This window comes from Polaromonas sp. (genome assembly GCF_039930745.1).
GTDB lineage: Bacteria > Pseudomonadota > Gammaproteobacteria > Burkholderiales > Burkholderiaceae_C > Polaromonas.
The window spans coordinates 1-20,082 of the sequence record NZ_JBDTTH010000081.1; the positions used below are offsets into that span (position 1 = coordinate 1).

Sequence of the window (20,082 nt, forward strand, 5' to 3'; positions counted from 1 at the left end):
GCGTGCGGATTTCCAGCTGGTCGCGGCTCGTCTTGTTGACGTGGGGCGAACGCAGAATGTCAAAACGCTTCATGCGGGTCGGCAGGGGCACGGGGCCCTTGACGATCGCGCCGGTGCGCTTGGCGGTGTCAACGATTTCGGCTGCCGACTGGTCGATCAGCTTGTAGTCAAACGCTTTCAGGCGAATGCGGATTTTTTGCTTGGTGGCCATTTTGTAATTCCTTGATGTTCTTCAGAATTACGCAATGATCTTGGCCACAACACCAGCGCCGACGGTCTTGCCGCCCTCGCGGATGGCAAAACGCAGGCCTTCTTCCATGGCGATCGGGTTGATCAGCTTGACGGTGATCGACACGTTGTCGCCTGGCATGACCATTTCCTTGCCTTCTGGCAACTCGATCGCACCGGTCACGTCCGTCGTGCGGAAGTAGAACTGGGGACGGTAGTTGTTGAAGAAAGGTGTGTGGCGGCCGCCTTCGTCCTTGGACAGAACGTAGATCTCGCCGGTGAAATGGGTGTGCGGCTTGATCGAACCTGGCTTGCACAGGACCTGACCACGCTGAACGTCTTCACGCTTGGTGCCGCGCAGCAGGATACCGACGTTGTCGCCGGCCTGGCCCTGGTCGAGCAACTTGCGGAACATTTCCACGCCGGTGCAGATGGTTTTTTGCGTATCAGCGATACCAACAATCTCGATTTCTTCGCCAACCTTGACCACACCGCGCTCGACACGGCCGGTCACGACGGTGCCGCGGCCGGAGATGGAGAACACGTCTTCGACGGGCATCAGGAAGGCGCCGTCAACAGCGCGCTCTGGCAGGGGGATGTAGGTGTCCAGGGCGTCGGCCAGCTTCATGATGGCCTCTTCGCCGAGGGGACCTTTGTCGCCTTCCATGGCGAGCTTGGCGCTGCCGTGGATGATGGGGGTCTTGTCGCCGGGGAAGTCGTATTTGTCGAGGAGCTCGCGCACTTCCATTTCAACGAGTTCGAGCAGCTCGGCGTCGTCGACCATGTCGCACTTGTTCAGGAACACGATGATGTAAGGCACGCCGACCTGGCGGGCCAGCAGGATGTGCTCGCGGGTCTGGGGCATGGGGCCGTCAGCGGCGGAACACACCAAAATGGCGCCGTCCATCTGGGCAGCGCCGGTGATCATGTTTTTCACATAATCGGCGTGGCCGGGGCAGTCCACGTGGGCGTAGTGGCGGTTGGCCGTTTCGTATTCGACGTGGGCGGTGTTGATGGTGATGCCGCGGGCCTTTTCTTCGGGGGCCGCGTCAATTTGGTCGTAGCCTTTGGCTTCGCCGCCGAATTTGGCTGCGAGCACGGTCGTGATCGCCGCTGTCAGGGTGGTCTTGCCATGGTCAACGTGCCCAATCGTGCCGACGTTGACGTGCGGTTTGGTCCGCTCAAATTTGCCTTTTGCCATTTTTAACTCCAGATAAAGAACGTGCCCGTGTATGGTTTAACGTTTGCACTGTGTTGCTTGTTCCATCACCACGGGCAGTGAGGGGCACACAATCGCAGACAGGAAAAGAGGGATGCCGGCCCTTGCGGAGCCGGCACCGGTTTACTTACTTGGCGCGCGCAGCCATGATGGCTTCGGACACATTGCGCGGAGCCTCGGAGTAATGCTTGAACTCCATGGTGTAGGTAGCGCGACCCTGCGACATCGAACGCAGCGTGGTCGAATAACCGAACATCTCGGACAGTGGCACTTCGGCCTTGATGGCCTTGCCGCCACCAACCATGTCTTCCATGCCCTGCACCATGCCGCGGCGTGAGGACAGATCGCCCATCACGTTGCCAGCGTAGTCTTCAGGCGTTTCCACCTCAACGGCCATCATGGGTTCCAGGATCACCGGGCTGGCTTTGCGGCAGCCTTCCTTGAAACCGAAGATCGCAGCCATCTTGAAGGCCATTTCGTTCGAGTCCACATCGTGGTAGGAACCGAAATGCAGCGTGACCTTGACGTCCACCACCGGGTACCCGGCCAGCACGCCCGTGGTCACGGCCTCGTGAATGCCTTTTTCCACAGCAGGGATGTATTCACGCGGAACCACGCCGCCCTTGATGGCGTCGATGAACTCAATGCCCTTGCCCATTTCATTGGGTTCGATCTTGAGCACAACGTGGCCATACTGGCCCTTGCCGCCGGACTGGCGCACGAACTTGCCTTCGGCGTCTTCCACGGTCTTGCGGATGGTTTCGCGGTATGCCACCTGCGGCTTGCCCACGTTGGCTTCCACGCCGAATTCGCGCTTCATGCGGTCAACAATAATTTCCAGATGCAGCTCGCCCATGCCGGCAATCAGGGTCTGGCCGGACTCTTCGTCGGTCTTGACGCGGAAAGACGGGTCTTCCTGCGCCAGACGCTGCAGGGCAATGCCCATTTTTTCCTGGTCAGCCTTGGTCTTGGGCTCCACGGCCTGCGTAATCACAGGCTCAGGGAATACCATACGTTCGAGCATGACGATCGCATCTGGATCGCACAGGGTCTCACCCGTGGTCACGTCTTTCAGGCCGACACAGGCGGCGATATCGCCGGCGCGGATTTCGCTGACTTCTTCACGGTTGTTGGCGTGCATCTGCACGATACGGCCGATACGCTCTTTCTTGCCCTTGATCGGGTTGTAAACACTGTCACCCTTTTTCAGGACGCCGGAATACACGCGCACAAAGGTGAGCTGGCCCACAAACGGGTCGGTCATCAGCTTGAAGGCAAGTGCAGAAAACTTCTCTGCGTCGTCCGCACGGCGGGTCACAGGCGCTTCGTCTTCATCCATGCCCTTGACAGGCGGAATATCGACAGGCGACGGCATGAATTCAATCACGGCGTCCAACATGCGCTGCACGCCCTTGTTCTTGAACGCGGAGCCGCAGTACATCGGCTGGATTTCGCTGGCAATGGTGCGCGTGCGGATGCCGAGCTTGATCTCTTCTTCGCTCAAATCACCTTCTTCAAGGTATTTGTTCATGAACTCTTCAGATGATTCGGCAGCAGCCTCAACCATTTTCTCGCGCCATTCCTTGGCCAGTTCGAGCAGCTCGGCCGGAATTTCGCTGTAGGTGAACTTCATGCCTTGTGAGGCCTCATCCCAGATGATGGCTTTCATCTTCAGCAGATCGACCACGCCGGTGAAGTTTTCCTCGGCACCAATAGGAATCACCATGGGCACAGGGCTGGCCTTCAGGCGCAGCTTCATCTGGTCCACAACCTTGAAAAAGTTGGCACCGGTACGGTCCATCTTGTTCACAAAAGCCAGACGCGGCACCTTGTACTTGTTGGCCTGGCGCCAGACGGTTTCCGACTGGGGCTGCACACCGCCCACGGCGCAGTACACCATGCAGGCGCCGTCCAGCACGCGCATGGAGCGCTCGACTTCAATCGTGAAGTCAACGTGGCCCGGCGTGTCGATGATGTTGATGCGGTGCTCAGGCAGGGACGTGTCCATGCCCTTCCAGAAGCAAGTGGTTGCAGCGGAAGTAATCGTGATGCCGCGCTCCTGCTCCTGCTCCATCCAGTCCATGGTGGCAGCGCCGTCATGCACTTCACCAATTTTGTGGTTCACGCCGGTATAAAAGAGGATCCGCTCGGTGGTGGTGGTCTTGCCTGCGTCGATGTGCGCGGAAATACCAATGTTGCGGTAGTTTTGAATGGGGGTAGCGCGGGACATAAATTACTTTCAGTTCGAAAGACGAACAAGGACTCGTTGCCAAAAACTTTTTTTGTTTTTCTACGCGTCTGCGGGCTGCACGTTTTGCATGCAGCCCGCAGAAAATGGGGTTGAACCCTCAGGAGTCAAGACGCCGGCAGCGTCTCGGGCCATCAGGCAACACGTCACTTCCGCGCAGCGGACATGCAACGAAAATTAGAAGCGGAAGTGGCTGAATGCCTTGTTGGCTTCGGCCATGCGGTGAACTTCGTCACGCTTTTTCATGGCGCCGCCACGGCCTTCGGTAGCTTCCATCAGCTCGTTGGCCAGACGCAGGGACATGGATTTTTCGCCACGCTTCTTGGCTGCTTCTTTCAGCCAGCGCATCGCCAAAGCCATGCGGCGGACAGGACGCACTTCAACCGGCACCTGGTAGTTCGCACCACCAACGCGACGGGACTTCACTTCAACCATGGGCTTGATGTTGCCGATGGCCATGTGGAACGCTTCCAGCGGATCTTTGCCGGGGTTCTTTTTCTCGATCAAATCGAGCGCGCCATAAATGATGCGCTCGGCGACGGCCTTTTTGCCGCCTTGCATGATCACGTTCATGAACTTGGCGAGATCAACATCGCCAAATTTTGGATCAGGAAGAATTTCACGTTTAGGGACTTCGCGACGACGTGGCATTTTTTCACCTCTTTGCTTCAGTTGGCACCGCTTTTGGCAGCACCGCGAGAGTTATCAAAACCCTCACTTACTCGACCGGTACAAACAATTTGCACTTGGGTCACTTCGCTTGAAACACCTGCCAGGGCGATTCAAACACCTGTTTTGAAGACGTCATGACGACATCCTCTGGCGCGGGCGATAAAACCCGAGCCGGTTTGGCTTATTTAGCCTTTGGCTTCTTCGCACCGTACTTGGAGCGCGACTGCTTGCGGTCTTTCACGCCTTGCAGATCGAGCGAGCCACGGACGATGTGGTAACGCACACCGGGCAAGTCTTTGACACGACCGCCGCGAACCAGCACCACGCTATGTTCCTGCAGGTTGTGGCCTTCGCCGCCGATGTAGGAAATGATCTCGAACCCGTTGGTCAGGCGCACCTTGGCGACTTTACGCAGAGCGGAGTTTGGTTTCTTGGGGGTTGTGGTGTACACACGGGTGCACACACCGCGCCGCTGTGGAGAATTCTCCATCGCAGGGCTCTTGGACTTGATCTTTTCGACCTGGCGTCCCTGAGTGACTAGCTGATTAATGGTTGGCATTTAAAACGTCCCTAAACGTCTGATTTCTGACTTGACTAAATAGTTGACTATTTACGTGAAAACGTGAATCTCCCCGGAAATTCCGGAAAAGCCCTCGAGTGTAGCAGTTTGGATGATCATCTGCAAATTCACCCGGTTTGAAGCACCCTTTCGTGGGGGCCGGCCTGTTATTTGATCCAGAGCCGGATCGAATCCCAGGCCCGGCCCAGAATGCCGGCTTCTTCAACGGTTTCCAGCGCCACCAGCGGGATGTCGATGACCGTCTCGCCGCCGCCCAGATTGACTTTGAGCGTTCCGATCACCTGCCCCTTGGTGAAAGGCGCAACCAGGGGGTCGGGCCTGGCGACCTGGGTCTGGACCTTGGCAGAGCTGCCGGCAGTGATGGCAATCACGATGGCTTCGGGCCGGCCGAGCTTGACGGTGCCGGACCGGCCTTTCCAGACATTGGGCGAAGCCACGGCCTGGCCGGCGTCGAACAGCTTGACCGCCTCGAAGGCGGTGTAGCCCCAATTCAGCAGTTTTTGCGATTCATTGGCGCGGGCACTGTCGCTAGCAGCGCCCAGCACGATGGCCACCAGACGCCGGCCGCCCGGCGCACCAGCGGCACCCAGGTTTGGAAAGTCGCGTTTGGCGGTGGCGATCATGCAGTAGCCGGCCGCGGCCGTGTGGCCGGTTTTCAGGCCATCGACCGTGGGGTCGCGAAACAGCAGGGTGTTGCGGTTGGTGTCGTTGGCGGCCGGCGTGCCGGCGTAACGGTACTTTTTGATCGCCGAAAAACCCATGTAGTCGGGAAAGTCCTGCATCAGACGGGTCGACAGGATGCTCAGGTCGCGAGCCGTGGTGGTGTGGCCCGGCTCGGTCAGGCCTTCCGGATTTTTGTAGCTTGTGGACTTCATGCCCAGGGCCTTGGCCTGTTCGTTCATCAGGCGAACAAAATTTTCGGCGCTGCCGCCCACACCTTCAGCCAGCGCCATGGTGGCGTCGTTGCCCGACTGCACCACCATGCCCTTGATCAGATCTTCCACGGGCACCTGCATCTTGGGGTCAATGAACATGCGCGAGCCCGGCATTTTCCAGGCGCGCTCGCTGACGGGCAAAGTCTGCTTGAGGGTGATTTTTTTGGACTTGAGCGCATCGAACACCAGGTATTCCGTCATCAGTTTGGTCAGCGATGCAGGCTCGACGGGAGAGTCGATGTCCTTGGCGGCCAGGATCTGATTCGCCGTGACATCGAGCAGCAGGTAGGAGCGGGCAGCCACTTCGGGCGGCTGCGGCATCTGGGCTTGCACCGATAGCGGCACGACCAGGGAAGAAAGCAGCACCAGCGAGGAGGCAAAGCCACGAAAAGCAGACGGAAAACGGTGCAGGGAAAGCATGGAGGAAATAGACCTGGAAATGAAAAACGGATGGAAAAACATACGCAGACGGCAAAAGCCGAAAGCCCGAAGCCAACCTGAAAAGTCAGCTGAGGTGGCGCGCCACCAAATTTTTCAGAAGTGGCAATTGTCCATGAAAGAAATGCCCGACCCCGGGGACAACCGTAACAGGCAGTACCTGCGGACGCGCCCAGTCCAGCACCGATTGCAGCGGCACCGTGTCGTCCTGTTCGCCATGGATCACCAGCGTCCGCCCGTGTGCTGCCTCGGGAATAGGCGCAACCGCAAAGCGGCTGGCTGCCGTGCCCACCAACACCAGCCTGGCAATGGTGCGAGATGCATGCAGGCGCTCAAAAACATGCGAAGTCACAAACGCGCCAAAGGAAAAACCGGCCAGCGCCAGCTCGCCGTCAGGCGCCATCTGCTGCACCACCGCCAACATGTCGTCGATCTCGCCGCGGCCTTCGTCGTGCGCGCCCTCGCTGGCGCCGACACCGCGAAAATTGAAACGCACAGCGGTCCAGCCGGCCTGGGTGAAGGCGCGCGCCAGCGTCTGCACCACCTTGTTGTCCATCGTGCCGCCAAACAGCGGGTGCGGATGCGCAATCACAACCACGCCTCGCGACGACGCGCCGGCAGGCGCATCAAGCGCGGCCTCCAGCGCGCCAGCCGGGCCGGCCACACTGCTTTTCTGGGTTTGTGCGTTCATGAGGAAAATCCAGTCCAACCCCGATTGCTACCAAAAATATAGCTGTTTGCGCCCGCCACATAAGGGCTAGAGCCATAAAACATGCTTAACGTACTGCTCGTGGCCATGTTGCGCCGAATCAGCGCCCCAAATGCGCGGGCGTGAGCAGCCGCTCGACCACCTGGCCATTTTTCAGGTGCGACTCGACGATTTCGTCGATGTCCTGAGCATCCACATAGGTGTACCAGACGGCGTCGGGATACACCACCGCCACCGGACCGGCCGCACATCGGTCCAGGCAGCCGGCCTTGTTGACGCGTACTTTGCCGGGGCCGGCCAGCCCGGCGGCCTTGACCTGGGCCTTGCAGCGGTCGAAGCCTTCCTGGGCCTTGTGGTTGGCGCAGCTGTCTTCTCCGTTGTGGCGCTGGTTCAGGCAGAAAAAAATGTGCCGCTCGTAATAAGCGTTCGTTGGCGCAGCCGGTGCCGCGCTTTCTTTCATGCTGGGGAGGGTCATGGGCCGATTTTACTTTCCGCGAGCTCGCTGGGCCTGCGGCCGGACAGGCGCACCAGCAGATACAGCAGCACCGCATACGGCCAGAGCCAGCCCAGCCATTGCGCAAGGCCATTGAAACGGATAAACCGTCCCTGCTCCCAGATCTGCAGGGTCTCCGCAAAATAAGGACCCATCGGCGCCTGGTTGAGCAGGGACAAATGAACACTCAAGGCCAGCAACAGCAGGGCGGCGCTGCCCCGGCGCGGCACCGGCAGCAACAGCAAGGCCAGCACGCCGCCCATCACCAGGCCGACACGCACCGGAAGGTCCAGCCAGGCCCAGGCATGGTCGGGGCCATAACTGAGCGCGGCGGACAGGGCGGTCGAAGCAATACCGACCAGCAAGGTCAGCACCAGAAAGAGGGTGCGTTGTGCCAGGGTACGCACCACGCTGTAGCCAAGCAGACAGGGAATCAGCGCGCCCAGCGCCACACAAATCACTTCGGCGCCGGGCACCAACGGCTGCAGCTCAATATCACGCACCGGCAGCCACTCGAGGAACGGTGTGTCAACCAAGGCATCGGCCAGTGTGTACTCCAGCCGCTCCAGCACCTGGCCCAGGCCCAGTGGCACCGAAGCCGGAAACAACAGCGCCACCGGCCACAGGGCCAGCAGCACGAGTGCGCCGCTGGCATCGCTGACAAACCAGCGCGCCCGGACCCGGCTCCACCGGTCCAACGCGCCCGCCTTCTCCAGCAACCACGCCGTACACGCCCCAAGCCAGGCACCGGCCACGTTCAGGGCAAAGTCCACATTCGAAGGGATGCGAACAGGCAGGTAGCTTTGCAGCGTTTCCATCCCCAGCGAGAGGACGCCTGCACCGAGTACCGCCAAACTGACAGCCCATCGCGCGCGGCCGCTGCGCAGTGCGGCCAGGGCCAGCAGGAAACCCAGCGGTGCGTAGCCGGCGAGGTTGACGCCCACATCAAAACCGGTCCAGTAGCGCGGCAAGGGCGCCGTCAGGAAAGTCAGCGGCGAGATGCCCTGGTTGCGCCAGCCGGTAAAGGGGTAGAGGCTGGCATACACAATCAGGCAAACCGTGGCTAGCGCCAGGGGCCAAGAGGTAGTTGGCACACCCCCATCGTCCTCACTTCGCTTTGCTCCGTGTAGTTCCTTTCCCCCCTGCAGGGGGCGACGCATGGCGCCCGGCGAAGCCGGTTCGCTCGCGTCTGCTGGTGGGAGGGAGGACTTCACGCGGTGTCGTCCTGTGTACTAAAACGGCTTGACGACCACCAGCACGACGGCCGCGAGCAACAGGAGCACCGGCACCTCATTGAAGAAGCGGAACCAGCGGTGGCTGCGCGTATTGCGCTGGGCCACAAACTTTCCGAGGATGCGGGCGCAGGCATGGTGGTAGCCGAGCGCCAAGGCGACGACGACGAGCTTGGCGTGCATCCAGCCATTGCCGGGGCCGCGCCCGATACCGTAGCCCAACCATAACCAGAGGCCAAAGCCCAGTGCCGGCACCGCCAGAAGCGTGGTGAAGCGAAGCAGCTTGCGCGCCATCAGTATCAGCCGTGCATGCTCGGCCACACTTTCAGCCGGCACCATCGCCAGATTCACAAAAATGCGCGGCAGGTAAAACAGGCCCGCAAACCAGCTGACAACAAAAACAATGTGAAGTGATTTGACCCAGAGCATCGGCGTAGTTTAGCCCCCACGCTTTTCACTTCGCCTGCGGCTTCGTGTAATGCGCTGCCCCCCGAGGGGGCCGCTGCGCCTGCGGTCTGGCGAAGCCAGTCCCGCGGCCCCTGCTGGTCTAAGACCTCCCCATCCGTTGCTGCGCCCCAGTTTTCATTTCGCGTGATGCGGGGAATTACCCCTGGGCCGCCGCGTATTCAGAAATTCGTTTGCCGGGATGAAGCGCAAGGCGCCCGGAGCGCAGGACACCGGAATGCACTTGCGTGCATGAGGATTCCGAGCACCGCGTAACGCGGCGATTCGCCCGGAAAACGGATTTATGAATGCGCGGAACAAAAAAATGCCCGGGTGACGCTAGGTCAGCCGGGCCTGGAAGCCTTTTTGCTGTGACACTAAAGGCACCCGCTCAGGGAGGAAAAGCGGGATGCTCCCACCAAAAGGTGAGAACACGCCCGCATTCTAACCACGCCCCGAAGCCAATGACAAGGGCTGTCGGGCGAAAGTATCCGATAGTTTCGCTAGCTATTGCACCTCAGTGGCACCTCAGTGGCGCCTCTGTGCGGCAGCGCACAAAGCAGCGGCCCGAAAGAGCATTCATCGCCCCTGGCAAAGCTTTGGCACAATTTGCCCATGACTTCCTACGCCCCCTACCCGCTCGGCCGCCCGCGTCGCCTGCGCCGCGACAGCTTCACGCGCAACCTTGTGCGCGAAAACGCGCTCGGTGTGCACGACCTGATCTACCCAGTGTTTGTCACAGAAGGAAGCCAGCGCCGCGAGGCCATCGCATCCATGCCCGGTGTGGAGCGCCTGAGCTTGGACTTGCTGCTGCCGGTGGCCGAAGAGTGCGTGCAGCTGGGTATCCCGGTGATGGCTCTGTTTCCGGTGATCGACGGTTCGCTCAAGACTTACGATGGCAAGGAAGCCCTGAACCCTGACGGCCTGGTGCCGCGTGTGGTGCGTGAACTGAAAAAGCGGTTTCCCGAACTCGGCGTGATGACCGACGTGGCGCTCGACCCCTTCACCAGCCACGGCCAGGACGGCCTGCCTGACAAGGAAACCGGTTACATCCTGAACGACGAAACCATTGAGCTGCTGGTCGGGCAGGCACTGGCCCAGGCCGAAGCCGGCGTGGACATCGTCGCGCCCAGCGACATGATGGACGGCCGCATTGGCGCGATCCGCCAGGCGCTCGAATCGCGCAAGCTGATCCACACGCGCATCATGGCTTACAGCGCCAAATACGCGAGCGCGTTTTACGGCCCGTTTCGCGATGCGGTCGGCTCGGCGGGCAATCTGGGCAAGGCCGACAAGAAGGTTTACCAGATGGACCCGGGCAACAGCGACGAAGCCTTGCGCGAAGTGGCCATGGACATTGCCGAGGGCGCCGACATGGTGATGGTCAAACCCGGCATGCCTTATCTGGACGTGGTGCGGCGCGTGAAGGACGAATTCGGGGTGCCGACTTTTGCCTACCAGGTCAGCGGTGAATACGCGATGCTCAAGGCGGCCGCGCAGAACGGCTGGCTTGACCATGACGCGGTGATGATGGAAAGCCTGCTGGCTTTCAAGCGCGCGGGTGCCGACGGCGTGCTCACTTACTTCGCCATGGCGGCAGCACGTTTGCTACAAAAAAGATAGCTACTTGCACCCAACAGACAGGGGCTAGAACCCGATTTGACCACCAACCGGACAGACACCGTGCAAATTGTTGAATTCACCGCCGACAGCCTGCGCTTCTCCGACACCCTGCCGGCGCAGGCGCCGTCGGATGGTTTTGTCTGGTTGTTTCTTGATCGCGACGAATTCGAAACCCACCAGGCGCTCCTGCAGCAGGCGGCGCTGCAACTGGGCCGCTCTGCCCTGCTGGACCTGCACTGCAAGGACCTGGCCAACCCCTCCCATCCTTCGCACTATGACTACACCTCGATCTACGACCTGATCATCTTCCGCCGGCTCGCAACGCAGGCGGAAACCCGGGCCGAAACCGAACAGGAAGCAGTCGGGGCCTCCGAAGGCCAGGGTGAACGGCCGCGCCCCAAACCGCGTGGCGGGCTTACCGCCTTCAATCGCATCAGCTCGAAGGCCGTCGGGTTTGCGGTGTTTGACCGGCTGCTGATCAGCGTGCACCCGCGCGGGTGTTATACCGCCAAAAGTTTTATCCAGCGCTCACTGACCGACGCCCGCTTCAGTGTGGACAGCGTGTCGGCACGCAGCCGCATTCCTCCCAGCCCTGCGGACCTGACGCTGCGCATGGTCAACGCCATGGTGGACAGCTACCTGGATGTGCGCAAGGAGCTCACCACCCAGCTCGAGCACTGGCAGGGCGAGCTGCTCAAACCTGACTCGCGGTTCATCAACTGGGGCTCGCTGATGGGTGCGCGCAGCCAGTTGCACGTACTGGAAGATCTGTGCGACGAGCAGCATGACGCGATGCAGGAGTGGCTTGACTCGCTGCGCGAGCAACCGATGTCTTCTTTTGCCGCCGATGACCAGCTGGCGCAAACCCGGCGCGACCAGATGGTCGCGCGAGCGCGTGACGTGATTGAACACATCCAGCGCGTCGTACATCACGCGCGCCGGCTGGAACAATCCGCCGAAACGGTGGTGCAGATCCATTTCAGTGCCCAGAGCAACCGCACGAACGACATCATGCGCACGCTGACTGCGTTGACCGCCGTGTTTTTGCCGCTGAACCTGATCACCGGCTTTTTCGGCATGAACTTCGAATTCATGCCTCTGATTCACCAGACCAGCGGTTTCTGGTGGACCACCGGCTTCATGGTGCTGCTGGTGGTGGTCGTCGTGTCCATCTTCTGGCGTAAGCGCTACCTGGCCAGAAGTAAGCGTTAGGAACCCGGGGCATGGCGGCGGAGGTGCGTATCGGTTGTGCGGGCTGGAGCCTTCCACGGGAACACTGGCCGCAGTTTCCCGACACCGGCACCCATCTGCAGCGTTACGCCCAGCGCTTCAACGCGGTGGAAATCAATTCTTCGTTCTACCGGCCGCACCAAAGCGCCACCTACGCACGCTGGGCCGCCAGCGTGCCGGCGGGCTTTCGCTTTTCGGTCAAGCTGCCCAAAACCATCACCCATGAAAAGCGCCTGCACGACTGCGAGGCGCTGCTGGGCAGCTTCCTGGCCCAGGCACGCAACCTTGGCGACCGGCTGGGTTGCCTGTTGGTGCAGCTGCCACCCAGCCTGGCACTGGACGCCCGCGTGGCGTCGGATTTTCTGCAAACCTTGAGGAAACAGCACGCGGGGCCCGTCGCACTCGAGCCCCGGCATGCCAGCTGGTTCGACGCTTCCGCCGAAACGCTGCTGCGTTCGTTTGAGGTGGCCCGCGTGCTGGCCGACCCGGTGCTGTTTGAGGCAGGGGCGAGGCCCGGCGGTTGGCCCGGTCTGGTCTACCTGCGCTTGCATGGGTCGCCGCGCATTTACTACTCGCCGTACAGCCAGACCCTGCTGGACCGGCTGGCCAAGCGAGTCACCCTGGAAGCGGCGGCGGCTGACACGGTCTGGTGCATTTTTGACAATACCGCTTTAGGCGCGGCCACAGAAAATGCCCTCTACACCAGCCGCGCCGTACAGGATCCGGACCCCTGACAGCGGCATTTCCTCCGCCGCAAACCGAAGGAGTTGCGATGAACCCAGCCGCCACAGCCAGATCCGCCCCTTACGGTGATCCCGGGTCCGCCGCAGAGCCGGCATGCGTTGACGACCTGACCCGCCAGAACGTGCAGGCCATGCGACGCCTTGAAGAGGCCGCACTCGCATCCCGCAGCTTCTCCGACCGCATCGCCGGTTTCATCGCCCGGTTTTGCGGTTCCATGACTTTTGTGGCGGTGCACGTGGTGCTATTTAGCATCTGGCTGCTTTTCAATTCCATCCCCGCACTGCCCCACTTCGATCCTTACCCCTTCACTTTCCTCACGCTGGTGGTGTCGCTCGAAGCCATCTTCCTGTCGACCTTCATCCTGATCAGCCAGAACTATGAGCTGCGAACCAGCGACCGGCGCAACCAGCTGGACCTGCAGATCAACCTGCTGACTGAGCAGGAAAATACCAAGATGCTGCAGATCCTGGAGCGCATCGCCACAAAAGTGGGTGTGTCCGTGGACGACGATCCCACGATGCGCATCCTGAAGAAGGCGACACATCCGGAAGCGCTGGTAGAGCAGATCGAGCAGGTACAGCGCGACGATTCCCAGGTACCTCGTTAGGCGGGCCCTGCAGCGCCACTCAGACCCAGGGTTGCGCGAGCTGCTCTGCTTCAAAAACCCGCAACACCGCGGGCCGCGCCAGCACGCGCTGCAGGTAAGGCCCAAGATGCGGACGCGTGCGCGCGGCGGGCGACTGGAAATTGCGCGTCCAACGGCACAAGGTCAGCACATAAGCGTCCAGTGCGCTGTATTTCTCACCAATGAACCAGGGGCCGCCATGGCGCGCCAATTCGGCGTCGAGCTGGTCCAGCATGCCGCCGACCTTGATTTCGGCCTGCGCCTTGACCTCGGCGGCACCAGCCGCGTTCCCCGGCGCCACAAAACGATCCGAGTAGAAATACATGATCAGCGTGGCTTGCAGGGTGTTGGTCAGCCACATCAGCCACTTGTAGAAATGGGCGCGTTCGATGCTGGCCAGTGGAGGAGCCAATGTTGCCTGCGGATGCGTGTCGCAGAGATGCAGGCAGATAGCCGCGGTTTCATACAGCACCAGGTCGCCATCGACCAGCAGCGGGATCAGACCGTTCGGATTGAGCCGGAGGTAGTCCGGCGACTTGTGCGCGTTTTGCATGCGGTCCACCAGCACGCGCTGGTAAGGCACACCGATTTCTTCGAGCACAATGTGCGGCACCATGGACGCGGTGCTGGGGTCGTAGTAGAGCTGGATCATGAGTCAATGCTACCGCACAGATCCGGCACACAACCCGCAACCGGTTGACAATCAATTCTAGAACGAATATTCTAGAATGGACAATCCAAATTAAAAGACCACATGCCAAGACCACGCGCCTTTGATGAAAACGATGTACTCGGCGGAGCCATGCATGCATTTCGCCGCACCGGGTACGCCACCATTTCAATCCGCACGCTAGAGGAAGCAACCGGCCTGAGCGCCGGCAGCATCTACAACACCTACGGGGACAAAGCCGGCCTGTTCAAGGCCTCGTTTGCCCACTACCTGCAAGAGGTGCTTCAGTCGCGCATTGCCAGCTATGCCAGCCCGGACAAAGGTCTTGCCGGCATGCGCGCGCTGTTCCAGTCCCTGCTGCGGGAGCCGGGCGGGGCAAGCCACGGCTGCCTGATCACGAACTCGGCCATCGAGTTCGGCAGCGGCGGCACGCTGCCGGCAGACGCCCTGGCTGAGGCCTTTGAGATCCTGCGCGCCGCGCTGCAGCAACGCCTGGAAGACGCAAAAAAAGAAAAGCGCTTGCCCCAAGGGCTCAACCCCGCCATTGCCGCCTTGAGACTGGTGGCCTTCTACCAGGGCTTGCTGGTACTGGTCCGCGCCGGTTACGACAAACGCAAGCTCAAGCAAGCCATAGACCTCGAATTCAACACCCTGGAAGGAAAATCAACATGACACCAAACATGACACCCCACGCCTTGTGGACACGTTACGCCGGCATCTGGTCGGCAGACCCGGCAACACGCGCCTCTGAACTGCAAGCCTGCCTGCATGAAGACTGCAGCTACAGCGACGTCAATGGACAGCTTGTGGGCCAAGCTGCGCTGTCGGCCTACATGGGCGGCTTTCAGGGCGCGATGTCTGGTGCGCAGTTCCACATCCTGAGCGCCGCCGAACACCATGGCCGCAGCCTGAGCGTGTGGGAACTTCGAGGCACAGGCAACGCCGTGCTGCAGTCGGGAAAAAGTTTTGCCGCGCTGAGTCCGGACGGGCGCTTGCAGCACATCACCGGTTTTTTCGATTCCGCCATCGAAGCTGCGCGATGAGGACGCCATGACCGTCCACCTTGCGCTGGGGCATGCAGCGGAGATAGCCGACAGCCTCGGCACCATGGGGAAAATCGAGGTGAAAAAGTTCTTCGGCGGTGCCGGGCTGGTTCTTGGTGGGGTGTATTTCGGCTTCATCATGAAGGGAACGCTGTACCTGCGCACCGACAGCGAAACACGTCCCCGCTTTGAAGCACTGGCGCTCGCCCCGTTTTCCTACGCTACCCGGGCCGGGCGCATCACCGTGGCCAGTTATTACGAAGCACCGGCCGAGGCCCGGGACGACGCCCAAATGCTGCTGGTCTGGGCGCGCCAGGCCTATGCAGCCGCATTGCGTACACGCCGCCCCGCTGTTGCGCGGGCCCGGCGGTCAAAACCTGCCGTGGCGTGAGAGTGGGCGCACGGCAAGCTTACTTCAGTCCGAACAGGCCGGCACCGTTGTCCCAGGCGATTTTGCGCGCGACATCGGGGGGCAGGTCGCCGAGCCAGGCGCGGTAGCCCTTCATGAGTTCGTCGTAGTATTGCCAGCGCTGGTTGACCCAGGTGTCCGAGCCGATCATGAAACGCGTGGGGTACTTGAGCAGCAGCGCGCGCCACTCGGGGCACAGCTTGCCGCCGTCGCAGGTCAAACTCGGGCGGTAGGACAACTCTCCCATCAGCGTGGGGTAACGCGTAAACAGCGCGTCCACACGCGCCGCCGGTGCACCGCCTATGCCGGTGTGCGCCCAGATCAGCCGCGCTCTGGGCGCATGCGCCATCAGCAGGTCGATCGCCACGTCGTCCACATGCGAAAGGATGGCCAGGTTGTTCCTCTCGGCAAACTGCATCAGCTTTTTGGCGACTGCTCCGTTGGCATTGGCGCTGTCATACAGATGAAATTCACCAATCCCTTTGTACGGACCAGCCTGGCTGCCGGTCACGCCGCGCGCAAATTCGGACAGCACCATCTCGTAAATCGTTTCGTCGCGAAACCAGTTTGTGTAATCGGCGCGGTTGCGGTACAGGCGGATAAAAGGCACGACGGTGACGCCGGCCTGTTTGGTCTGCTCGAGCGAGGCCAGCGCTTTGGTGCCGTCATTGGGCCGCGAGTTGGCAACGATGGCCTTGACGCCGTTGCGCTGCATGCGCGCCAGCACATCGGCAGGGCCATGTGGCCCTACGCTGCCGTTCCAGGCTTCCTCGTTGTAGTGCAGGTGCGCATCAAACAGGGGGCCGCTGTAGTCTGCGGCCTGCGCGCAGGCTGCAGACACTATCAAAATAATAGCTACTGGTGCCCGCCAATCAAGGGCTAGAGGCCAAAAACACTTGAAACGCGGGCTATCCACAGTTCAACCCAGGTATTTGGCGAAAAACTCCAGCGTTCGCGCCCTGGCCAGGGTGGCCGCCGCCTCGTTGTAGGAGCCGCGCTGGTCGCAGTTGAAGCCGTGGTTGGCCTCGTAGACATGTACCTGCACGCCGGGTTGGGCTTTTTTAAAAGCTTCGACGGTGTCCAGCGGAATCCAGTGGTCCTGGTCGCCGAAGTGCACCATCACCGGACAGGCCGGTTTGCGGGCAGGCTCGTCGCCCGCTGTCATGCCCCCGCCGTAATACGGCACGGCCGCGGACAAGCCGGACAAGGTGCAGGCCGCGCGCCAGGTCAGCAGGCCGCCCCAGCAATAACCAACAATACCGACTTTGCCGCCGCTGGTTTGTGCCGCGTGGTTGATGGCCGCCTGCACGTCCTGCAGCACACCCGGTGGCGGCAAGGCCTCCACCGCGGCCTTCAGCGCCATGCCGGCTTTCATGTCGGCGTCGGTGTAGCCGGTGTCCACACCCTGCTGGACGCGGTGGAAAGTGGCTGGTGCCACGGCCAGGTAACCGGCAGCCGCGTAGCCGTCAGCGACGGAGCGGATGTGCGAGTTGACGCCGAAAATTTCCTGCACCACCACCACGGCGGCTTTCGGCTTGCCAGCCGGTTCAGCCACATAGGCCGGGAAAACAAAACCGTCTGCGGATTGGAGGTCGATGAATTTACCCATGGTGAAAATCTCCTGATAAGTGTCGGGATGGGGGTGAACGATTCAATTTACTCGGCGGCGAGTTTTTTCTCAAGCAGGTCCAGGCGGTCCTGGCCCCAGAAAATCTCGCCTTCCACCACATAGCTGGGGGCGCCAAACACACCCGCGTCCAACGCCTGCTGGGTGTGCGCTTCATACAGCTGCTGCACAGCCGGGCTGTGTGACTGCGCCAACCGCCCAGCGTCCAGGCCGCTGGCGTGCAGGATTTCTGCGAGCACCTGCTCGCTGGTAATGTCGCGCTCTTCGGCCCAGACCGCCCGGAAAATGGCGCCGCACAGGGCCAGGGCCGCGGCGCTGCCGTCCTGCTGGTCCACCGTGGTGATCAGGCGCGCGGCCGGGTCGCCACCCACGGGAAAGTATTTAGGCTGGCGATTCAGCGGAATTTGCAGGTGCTCGCCGAAACGCTGCAGTTCCACCAGCCGGTAGGCCTGGCGCTGCGGCGCGCGCTGGCCCAGCGGCAAGCCGCCGGAGGCCGGGAAAATTTTCCCGAAGTCCACCGGCAGCACCCGCACTGCGGCGCCGGCCGCACGGGCAATTTGCACAAAACGGTCGTGGCCCAGGTAGGTCCAGGGGCTTTGCGGGGTGAAGTAATAGTCGATGCTGATGCTCATGGTGTCTCCTGAAAGTAAATCGTCTTAGCTGCTGCGCCCGATTGAGGTAGATTCGGTCAACCACGGGTTGTACCCGGGATTGCACTTTATTGCTGGAGACCGGTCTTGTCCCAAATTGTCCTGATCACGGGCGCCTCGCGCGGCATAGGCGCAGCCACCGCCCTTTTGGCCGCCCGCGCCGGCTACGCCGTGGCGGTGAACTACACCGCCAACTCGCTGGCAGCCGACGAAGTGGTTCGGCAGATACGCCAGGGCGGCGGCACGGCCATCACCGTGCAGGCGGACGTGGCCGAGGAAAGCCAGGTGCTGGCCATGTTCGACAAGGTGGGCGCCAAACTCGGCCGCCTGACCGCGCTGGTCAACAACGCCGGTGTGGTGGACCGCACGGAGCGCGTAGATGGCATGAGCGTGGCGCGGCTCAAGCGCATGTTTGACATCAACGTCATAGGCGCCATGGTCTGCGCACGCGAAGCCGTCAAACGCATGAGCACGCGCTACGGCGGTGCGGGCGGCGCGATTGTCAACGTGTCCAGCGCCGCGGCGCGCCTGGGCGGGCCTGGCCAGTATGTGGACTACGCGGCCGCCAAGGGCGCCATCGACACCTTCACCGTCGGGCTGGCCAAGGAGGTCGCCACCGAAGGCATTCGCGTCAACGCGGTGCGGCCCGGCATCATCGAGACAGAAATCCACGCCTCGGGCGGCCTACCCGAGCGAGCGCGCGACCTGGCGCCGCAGGTGCCCATGCAGCGGGCGGGCACCGCCGGCGAAGTAGCGCAGGCCATTGTGTGGCTGCTGTCGGAGGATTCCAGCTACACCACAGGAGCCTTTCTGGATGTAGCGGGCGGCAGGTAGGTAGGCGCGCGCTTATGCGCAGCAAGCGACAGCTCTAGTCGCTTGGCTTACCTGCCTGAACTGCTTTTTTTTTTGGCCATTCACCGCTCGCGAGTTCGAGTCCTGATCGGCATCCCGTCCGAGGCTCGAACCGGAGGTCCAACCCGGCGATGACAAGCCCAACGACTTCTATGTTGCGAAAGCGGTCTTAACTTGATAGAGAAAACAGCCGTTCAATCCGTCGCTGCCGGACAGGTTTAATGTCGGCGTTGACCGGCGCACGCGAAGTGAGTGCGCGAAGCGCACGGAAACACATGCGCGTCCGTGTCGAACGACCTGTTAGATCGCACGGCCGCTCCTCCACTCCTGCTTCAGAAGGGAGTGCAGCATCAAGTCATGGTGCAACCCCGCCCAATAGCCAATTTCTCGCAGGCGCCCTTCCTCGACGAAACCAAACCTCCTCAGCAATGCCAGGGACGCTCGGTTTTCCGGATGCACTTGTGCTTCCACTCGGTTCAACTCCATCTCCTCGAATCCCCATTCAAAAACTGCAGCCAGCGCCTCTTTCATAAGACCGCGTCCTTGATGCAACGGAGAGATCTCGTACCCCACCACGCAAGTTCTCCAGCTTCGATTCCAGCGGAACAGTCCGCAGGTTCCGATGAGGCCCGGCGTGCTTTTCAGCTGTATGCCCCAGCGAGTGCCGGATGCAGGCTCCTCGCGCCACTTGGCAAACGTCTGAACCAGTTTTTTCGCCCCATTGATGTCGGCCAAGGGATCCGAACCAAACCATTTCATGTGTTCGGGGTCACCATGAATGCTCAACAAATTCGCGGCATCAGCTTCAGCAATCTCCCGCAAAGCGAGATTCTGGGTTTCAAGTTGCGGGAAGGGCCCCATAGTGCGGTCTAACGAGGCTGTAAATAAACCCGTTTTCCGCGCACCCCAATTTGGCTTTGCACGTTTCTCGGGTTGGTGTTCAAGATCTGAGCTCTCATGCCCGAAGTGTGCCGCAATTTCTCCCATTTTTAGCCTCAATGGACAGCCTCTTGCCCTTGATGTGCCTTATCTGCCCCTCTGCTGCCCCAGGCTCGTCTTGGCCAGCTTCTCGATGTTGTGCACCATGCAGTACAGGTTCCACTGCGTGTTGACCTTGACGCGTCCCCGGTGGTTCAGGCGGGTCAACCGCTTGTTGTGCCGGATGTTGCCAAACACCGGCTCCACCGTGCCAATACGCTGGCTGTAGAGCTTCCTGCCCCTGGGTGAATCAATCGCCCGGCGCATGAGCTCACTGGGGTTGCTCGGGTCTTTTTGCTTGGGCTCAAAGCGGGTGACCTGTCGGCCTCGTCCGTGATTGGGTTTGATCGGGCCCTTGAAGCATTGACCGCTGAGTTTGCAGGCGTTGCAGTCCGCTGCTTTGGCCGTGTACCTCTGGTAGTGCAGGCCCGTC

General features: G+C 61.0%; 24 protein-coding genes. 8 read left to right on the forward strand and 16 right to left on the reverse strand.

Annotated features, from left to right (window positions below):
* From rpsJ to ABI660_RS18745, 10 genes are all read right to left on the reverse strand, one after another.
* Positions 1-211: 30S ribosomal protein S10 (gene rpsJ / locus ABI660_RS18700; protein WP_348070897.1), on the reverse strand; the 211-nt coding region annotated here is incomplete at its 3' end.
* Between the two features lie 27 nt (positions 212-238).
* Positions 239-1,429, reverse strand: a complete 1,191-nt coding sequence (tuf, locus tag ABI660_RS18705; RefSeq protein ID WP_348070899.1) for an elongation factor Tu — start codon at positions 1,427-1,429, stop codon at positions 239-241.
* A 145-nt stretch (positions 1,430-1,574) separates the two neighbouring features.
* Complete coding sequence (gene fusA / locus ABI660_RS18710) at positions 1,575-3,677, reverse strand: elongation factor G (protein WP_348070901.1); 2,103 nt, start codon at positions 3,675-3,677, stop codon at positions 1,575-1,577.
* 195 nt (positions 3,678-3,872) lie between these two features.
* Complete coding sequence (rpsG, locus tag ABI660_RS18715; protein ID WP_348070903.1) at positions 3,873-4,346, reverse strand: 30S ribosomal protein S7; 474 nt, start codon at positions 4,344-4,346, stop codon at positions 3,873-3,875.
* A gap of 202 nt (positions 4,347-4,548) precedes the next feature.
* On the reverse strand, positions 4,549-4,926 hold the full coding sequence (rpsL, locus tag ABI660_RS18720; protein WP_348070905.1) for a 30S ribosomal protein S12: 378 nt from the start codon (positions 4,924-4,926) through the stop codon (positions 4,549-4,551).
* A gap of 167 nt (positions 4,927-5,093) precedes the next feature.
* Positions 5,094-6,302 carry a D-alanyl-D-alanine carboxypeptidase family protein gene (locus tag ABI660_RS18725; protein ID WP_348070907.1) on the reverse strand — a complete coding sequence of 403 codons (1,209 nt, stop codon included), beginning with the start codon at positions 6,300-6,302 and terminating at the stop codon, positions 5,094-5,096.
* Positions 6,303-6,387: 85 nt separating this feature from the next.
* Complete coding sequence (locus tag ABI660_RS18730; RefSeq protein WP_348070909.1) at positions 6,388-7,011, reverse strand: alpha/beta fold hydrolase; 624 nt, start codon at positions 7,009-7,011, stop codon at positions 6,388-6,390.
* Positions 7,012-7,129: 118 nt separating this feature from the next.
* The gene (locus tag ABI660_RS18735; protein WP_348070911.1) at positions 7,130-7,504 is read right to left on the reverse strand and encodes a (2Fe-2S) ferredoxin domain-containing protein; all 375 of its coding nucleotides are present in this window, start codon (positions 7,502-7,504) and stop codon (positions 7,130-7,132) included.
* Positions 7,501-8,616, reverse strand: a complete 1,116-nt coding sequence (locus ABI660_RS18740; protein WP_348070913.1) for a VanZ family protein — start codon at positions 8,614-8,616, stop codon at positions 7,501-7,503. The genes ABI660_RS18735 and ABI660_RS18740 overlap by 4 nt, the downstream gene beginning before the upstream one ends.
* A 138-nt stretch (positions 8,617-8,754) precedes the next feature.
* A complete protein-coding gene (locus tag ABI660_RS18745; RefSeq protein ID WP_348070915.1) occupies positions 8,755-9,183 on the reverse strand; it encodes a CopD family protein in 429 nt (142 codons plus the stop codon).
* A 630-nt stretch (positions 9,184-9,813) separates the two neighbouring features.
* Between ABI660_RS18745 and hemB the strand changes: the two genes are divergently transcribed.
* Genes hemB through ABI660_RS18765 form a run of 4 tightly spaced genes read left to right on the forward strand, consistent with a single transcriptional unit; the run spans position 9,814 to position 13,402 of the window.
* Entirely contained in the window at positions 9,814-10,821 is a 1,008-nt protein-coding gene (gene hemB, locus ABI660_RS18750) for a porphobilinogen synthase (protein ID WP_348070916.1), read from the forward strand.
* 60 nt (positions 10,822-10,881) lie between these two features.
* Positions 10,882-12,033 carry a magnesium transporter CorA family protein gene (locus tag ABI660_RS18755; protein ID WP_348070918.1) on the forward strand — a complete coding sequence of 384 codons (1,152 nt, stop codon included), beginning with the start codon at positions 10,882-10,884 and terminating at the stop codon, positions 12,031-12,033.
* An 11-nt stretch (positions 12,034-12,044) separates the two neighbouring features.
* Positions 12,045-12,785, forward strand: a complete 741-nt coding sequence (locus ABI660_RS18760) for a DUF72 domain-containing protein (protein ID WP_348070920.1) — start codon at positions 12,045-12,047, stop codon at positions 12,783-12,785.
* A 38-nt stretch (positions 12,786-12,823) separates the two neighbouring features.
* A complete protein-coding gene (locus tag ABI660_RS18765) occupies positions 12,824-13,402 on the forward strand; it encodes a DUF1003 domain-containing protein (protein ID WP_348070922.1) in 579 nt (192 codons plus the stop codon).
* A gap of 19 nt (positions 13,403-13,421) precedes the next feature.
* Here the strand turns inward: ABI660_RS18765 and ABI660_RS18770 are convergent, their stop codons facing one another.
* Complete coding sequence (locus tag ABI660_RS18770) at positions 13,422-14,072, reverse strand: glutathione S-transferase family protein (RefSeq protein WP_348070924.1); 651 nt, start codon at positions 14,070-14,072, stop codon at positions 13,422-13,424.
* A 102-nt stretch (positions 14,073-14,174) separates the two neighbouring features.
* Here ABI660_RS18770 and ABI660_RS18775 point away from each other — a divergent pair, with 102 nt between their 5' ends.
* Genes ABI660_RS18775 through ABI660_RS18785 form a run of 3 tightly spaced genes read left to right on the forward strand, consistent with a single transcriptional unit; the run spans position 14,175 to position 15,524 of the window.
* Positions 14,175-14,762 (forward strand): TetR/AcrR family transcriptional regulator, encoded by a 588-nt coding sequence (locus ABI660_RS18775; protein WP_348070926.1) that lies wholly within the window; start codon positions 14,175-14,177, stop codon positions 14,760-14,762.
* Positions 14,759-15,133: a nuclear transport factor 2 family protein gene (locus ABI660_RS18780; RefSeq protein ID WP_348070928.1), complete on the forward strand. Its 375-nt coding sequence runs from the start codon at positions 14,759-14,761 to the stop codon at positions 15,131-15,133. Before ABI660_RS18775 ends, ABI660_RS18780 begins: the two co-directional genes overlap by 4 nt.
* A gap of 7 nt (positions 15,134-15,140) precedes the next feature.
* Positions 15,141-15,524: a TfoX/Sxy family protein gene (locus tag ABI660_RS18785; RefSeq protein ID WP_348070930.1), complete on the forward strand. Its 384-nt coding sequence runs from the start codon at positions 15,141-15,143 to the stop codon at positions 15,522-15,524.
* Between the two features lie 19 nt (positions 15,525-15,543).
* Here the strand turns inward: ABI660_RS18785 and ABI660_RS18790 are convergent, their stop codons facing one another.
* From ABI660_RS18790 to ABI660_RS18800, 3 genes are all read right to left on the reverse strand, one after another.
* Entirely contained in the window at positions 15,544-16,389 is an 846-nt protein-coding gene (locus ABI660_RS18790) for an amidohydrolase (RefSeq protein ID WP_348070932.1), read from the reverse strand.
* Positions 16,390-16,461: 72 nt separating this feature from the next.
* Complete coding sequence (locus ABI660_RS18795) at positions 16,462-17,151, reverse strand: dienelactone hydrolase family protein (RefSeq protein WP_348070934.1); 690 nt, start codon at positions 17,149-17,151, stop codon at positions 16,462-16,464.
* A gap of 47 nt (positions 17,152-17,198) precedes the next feature.
* Positions 17,199-17,801 (reverse strand): 2-hydroxychromene-2-carboxylate isomerase, encoded by a 603-nt coding sequence (locus ABI660_RS18800; protein ID WP_348070936.1) that lies wholly within the window; start codon positions 17,799-17,801, stop codon positions 17,199-17,201.
* A gap of 105 nt (positions 17,802-17,906) precedes the next feature.
* Here ABI660_RS18800 and ABI660_RS18805 point away from each other — a divergent pair, with 105 nt between their 5' ends.
* Positions 17,907-18,653 carry an SDR family oxidoreductase gene (locus tag ABI660_RS18805; RefSeq protein ID WP_348070938.1) on the forward strand — a complete coding sequence of 249 codons (747 nt, stop codon included), beginning with the start codon at positions 17,907-17,909 and terminating at the stop codon, positions 18,651-18,653.
* Positions 18,654-18,971: 318 nt separating this feature from the next.
* On the opposite strand, the gene ABI660_RS18810 is transcribed toward ABI660_RS18805, so the two are convergent.
* Positions 18,972-19,658 carry a GNAT family protein gene (locus tag ABI660_RS18810; protein WP_348070940.1) on the reverse strand — a complete coding sequence of 229 codons (687 nt, stop codon included), beginning with the start codon at positions 19,656-19,658 and terminating at the stop codon, positions 18,972-18,974.
* Between the two features lie 39 nt (positions 19,659-19,697).
* Positions 19,698-20,082 (reverse strand): transposase (locus tag ABI660_RS18815; protein WP_348070942.1); only part of this gene is annotated, 385 nt, incomplete at its 5' end.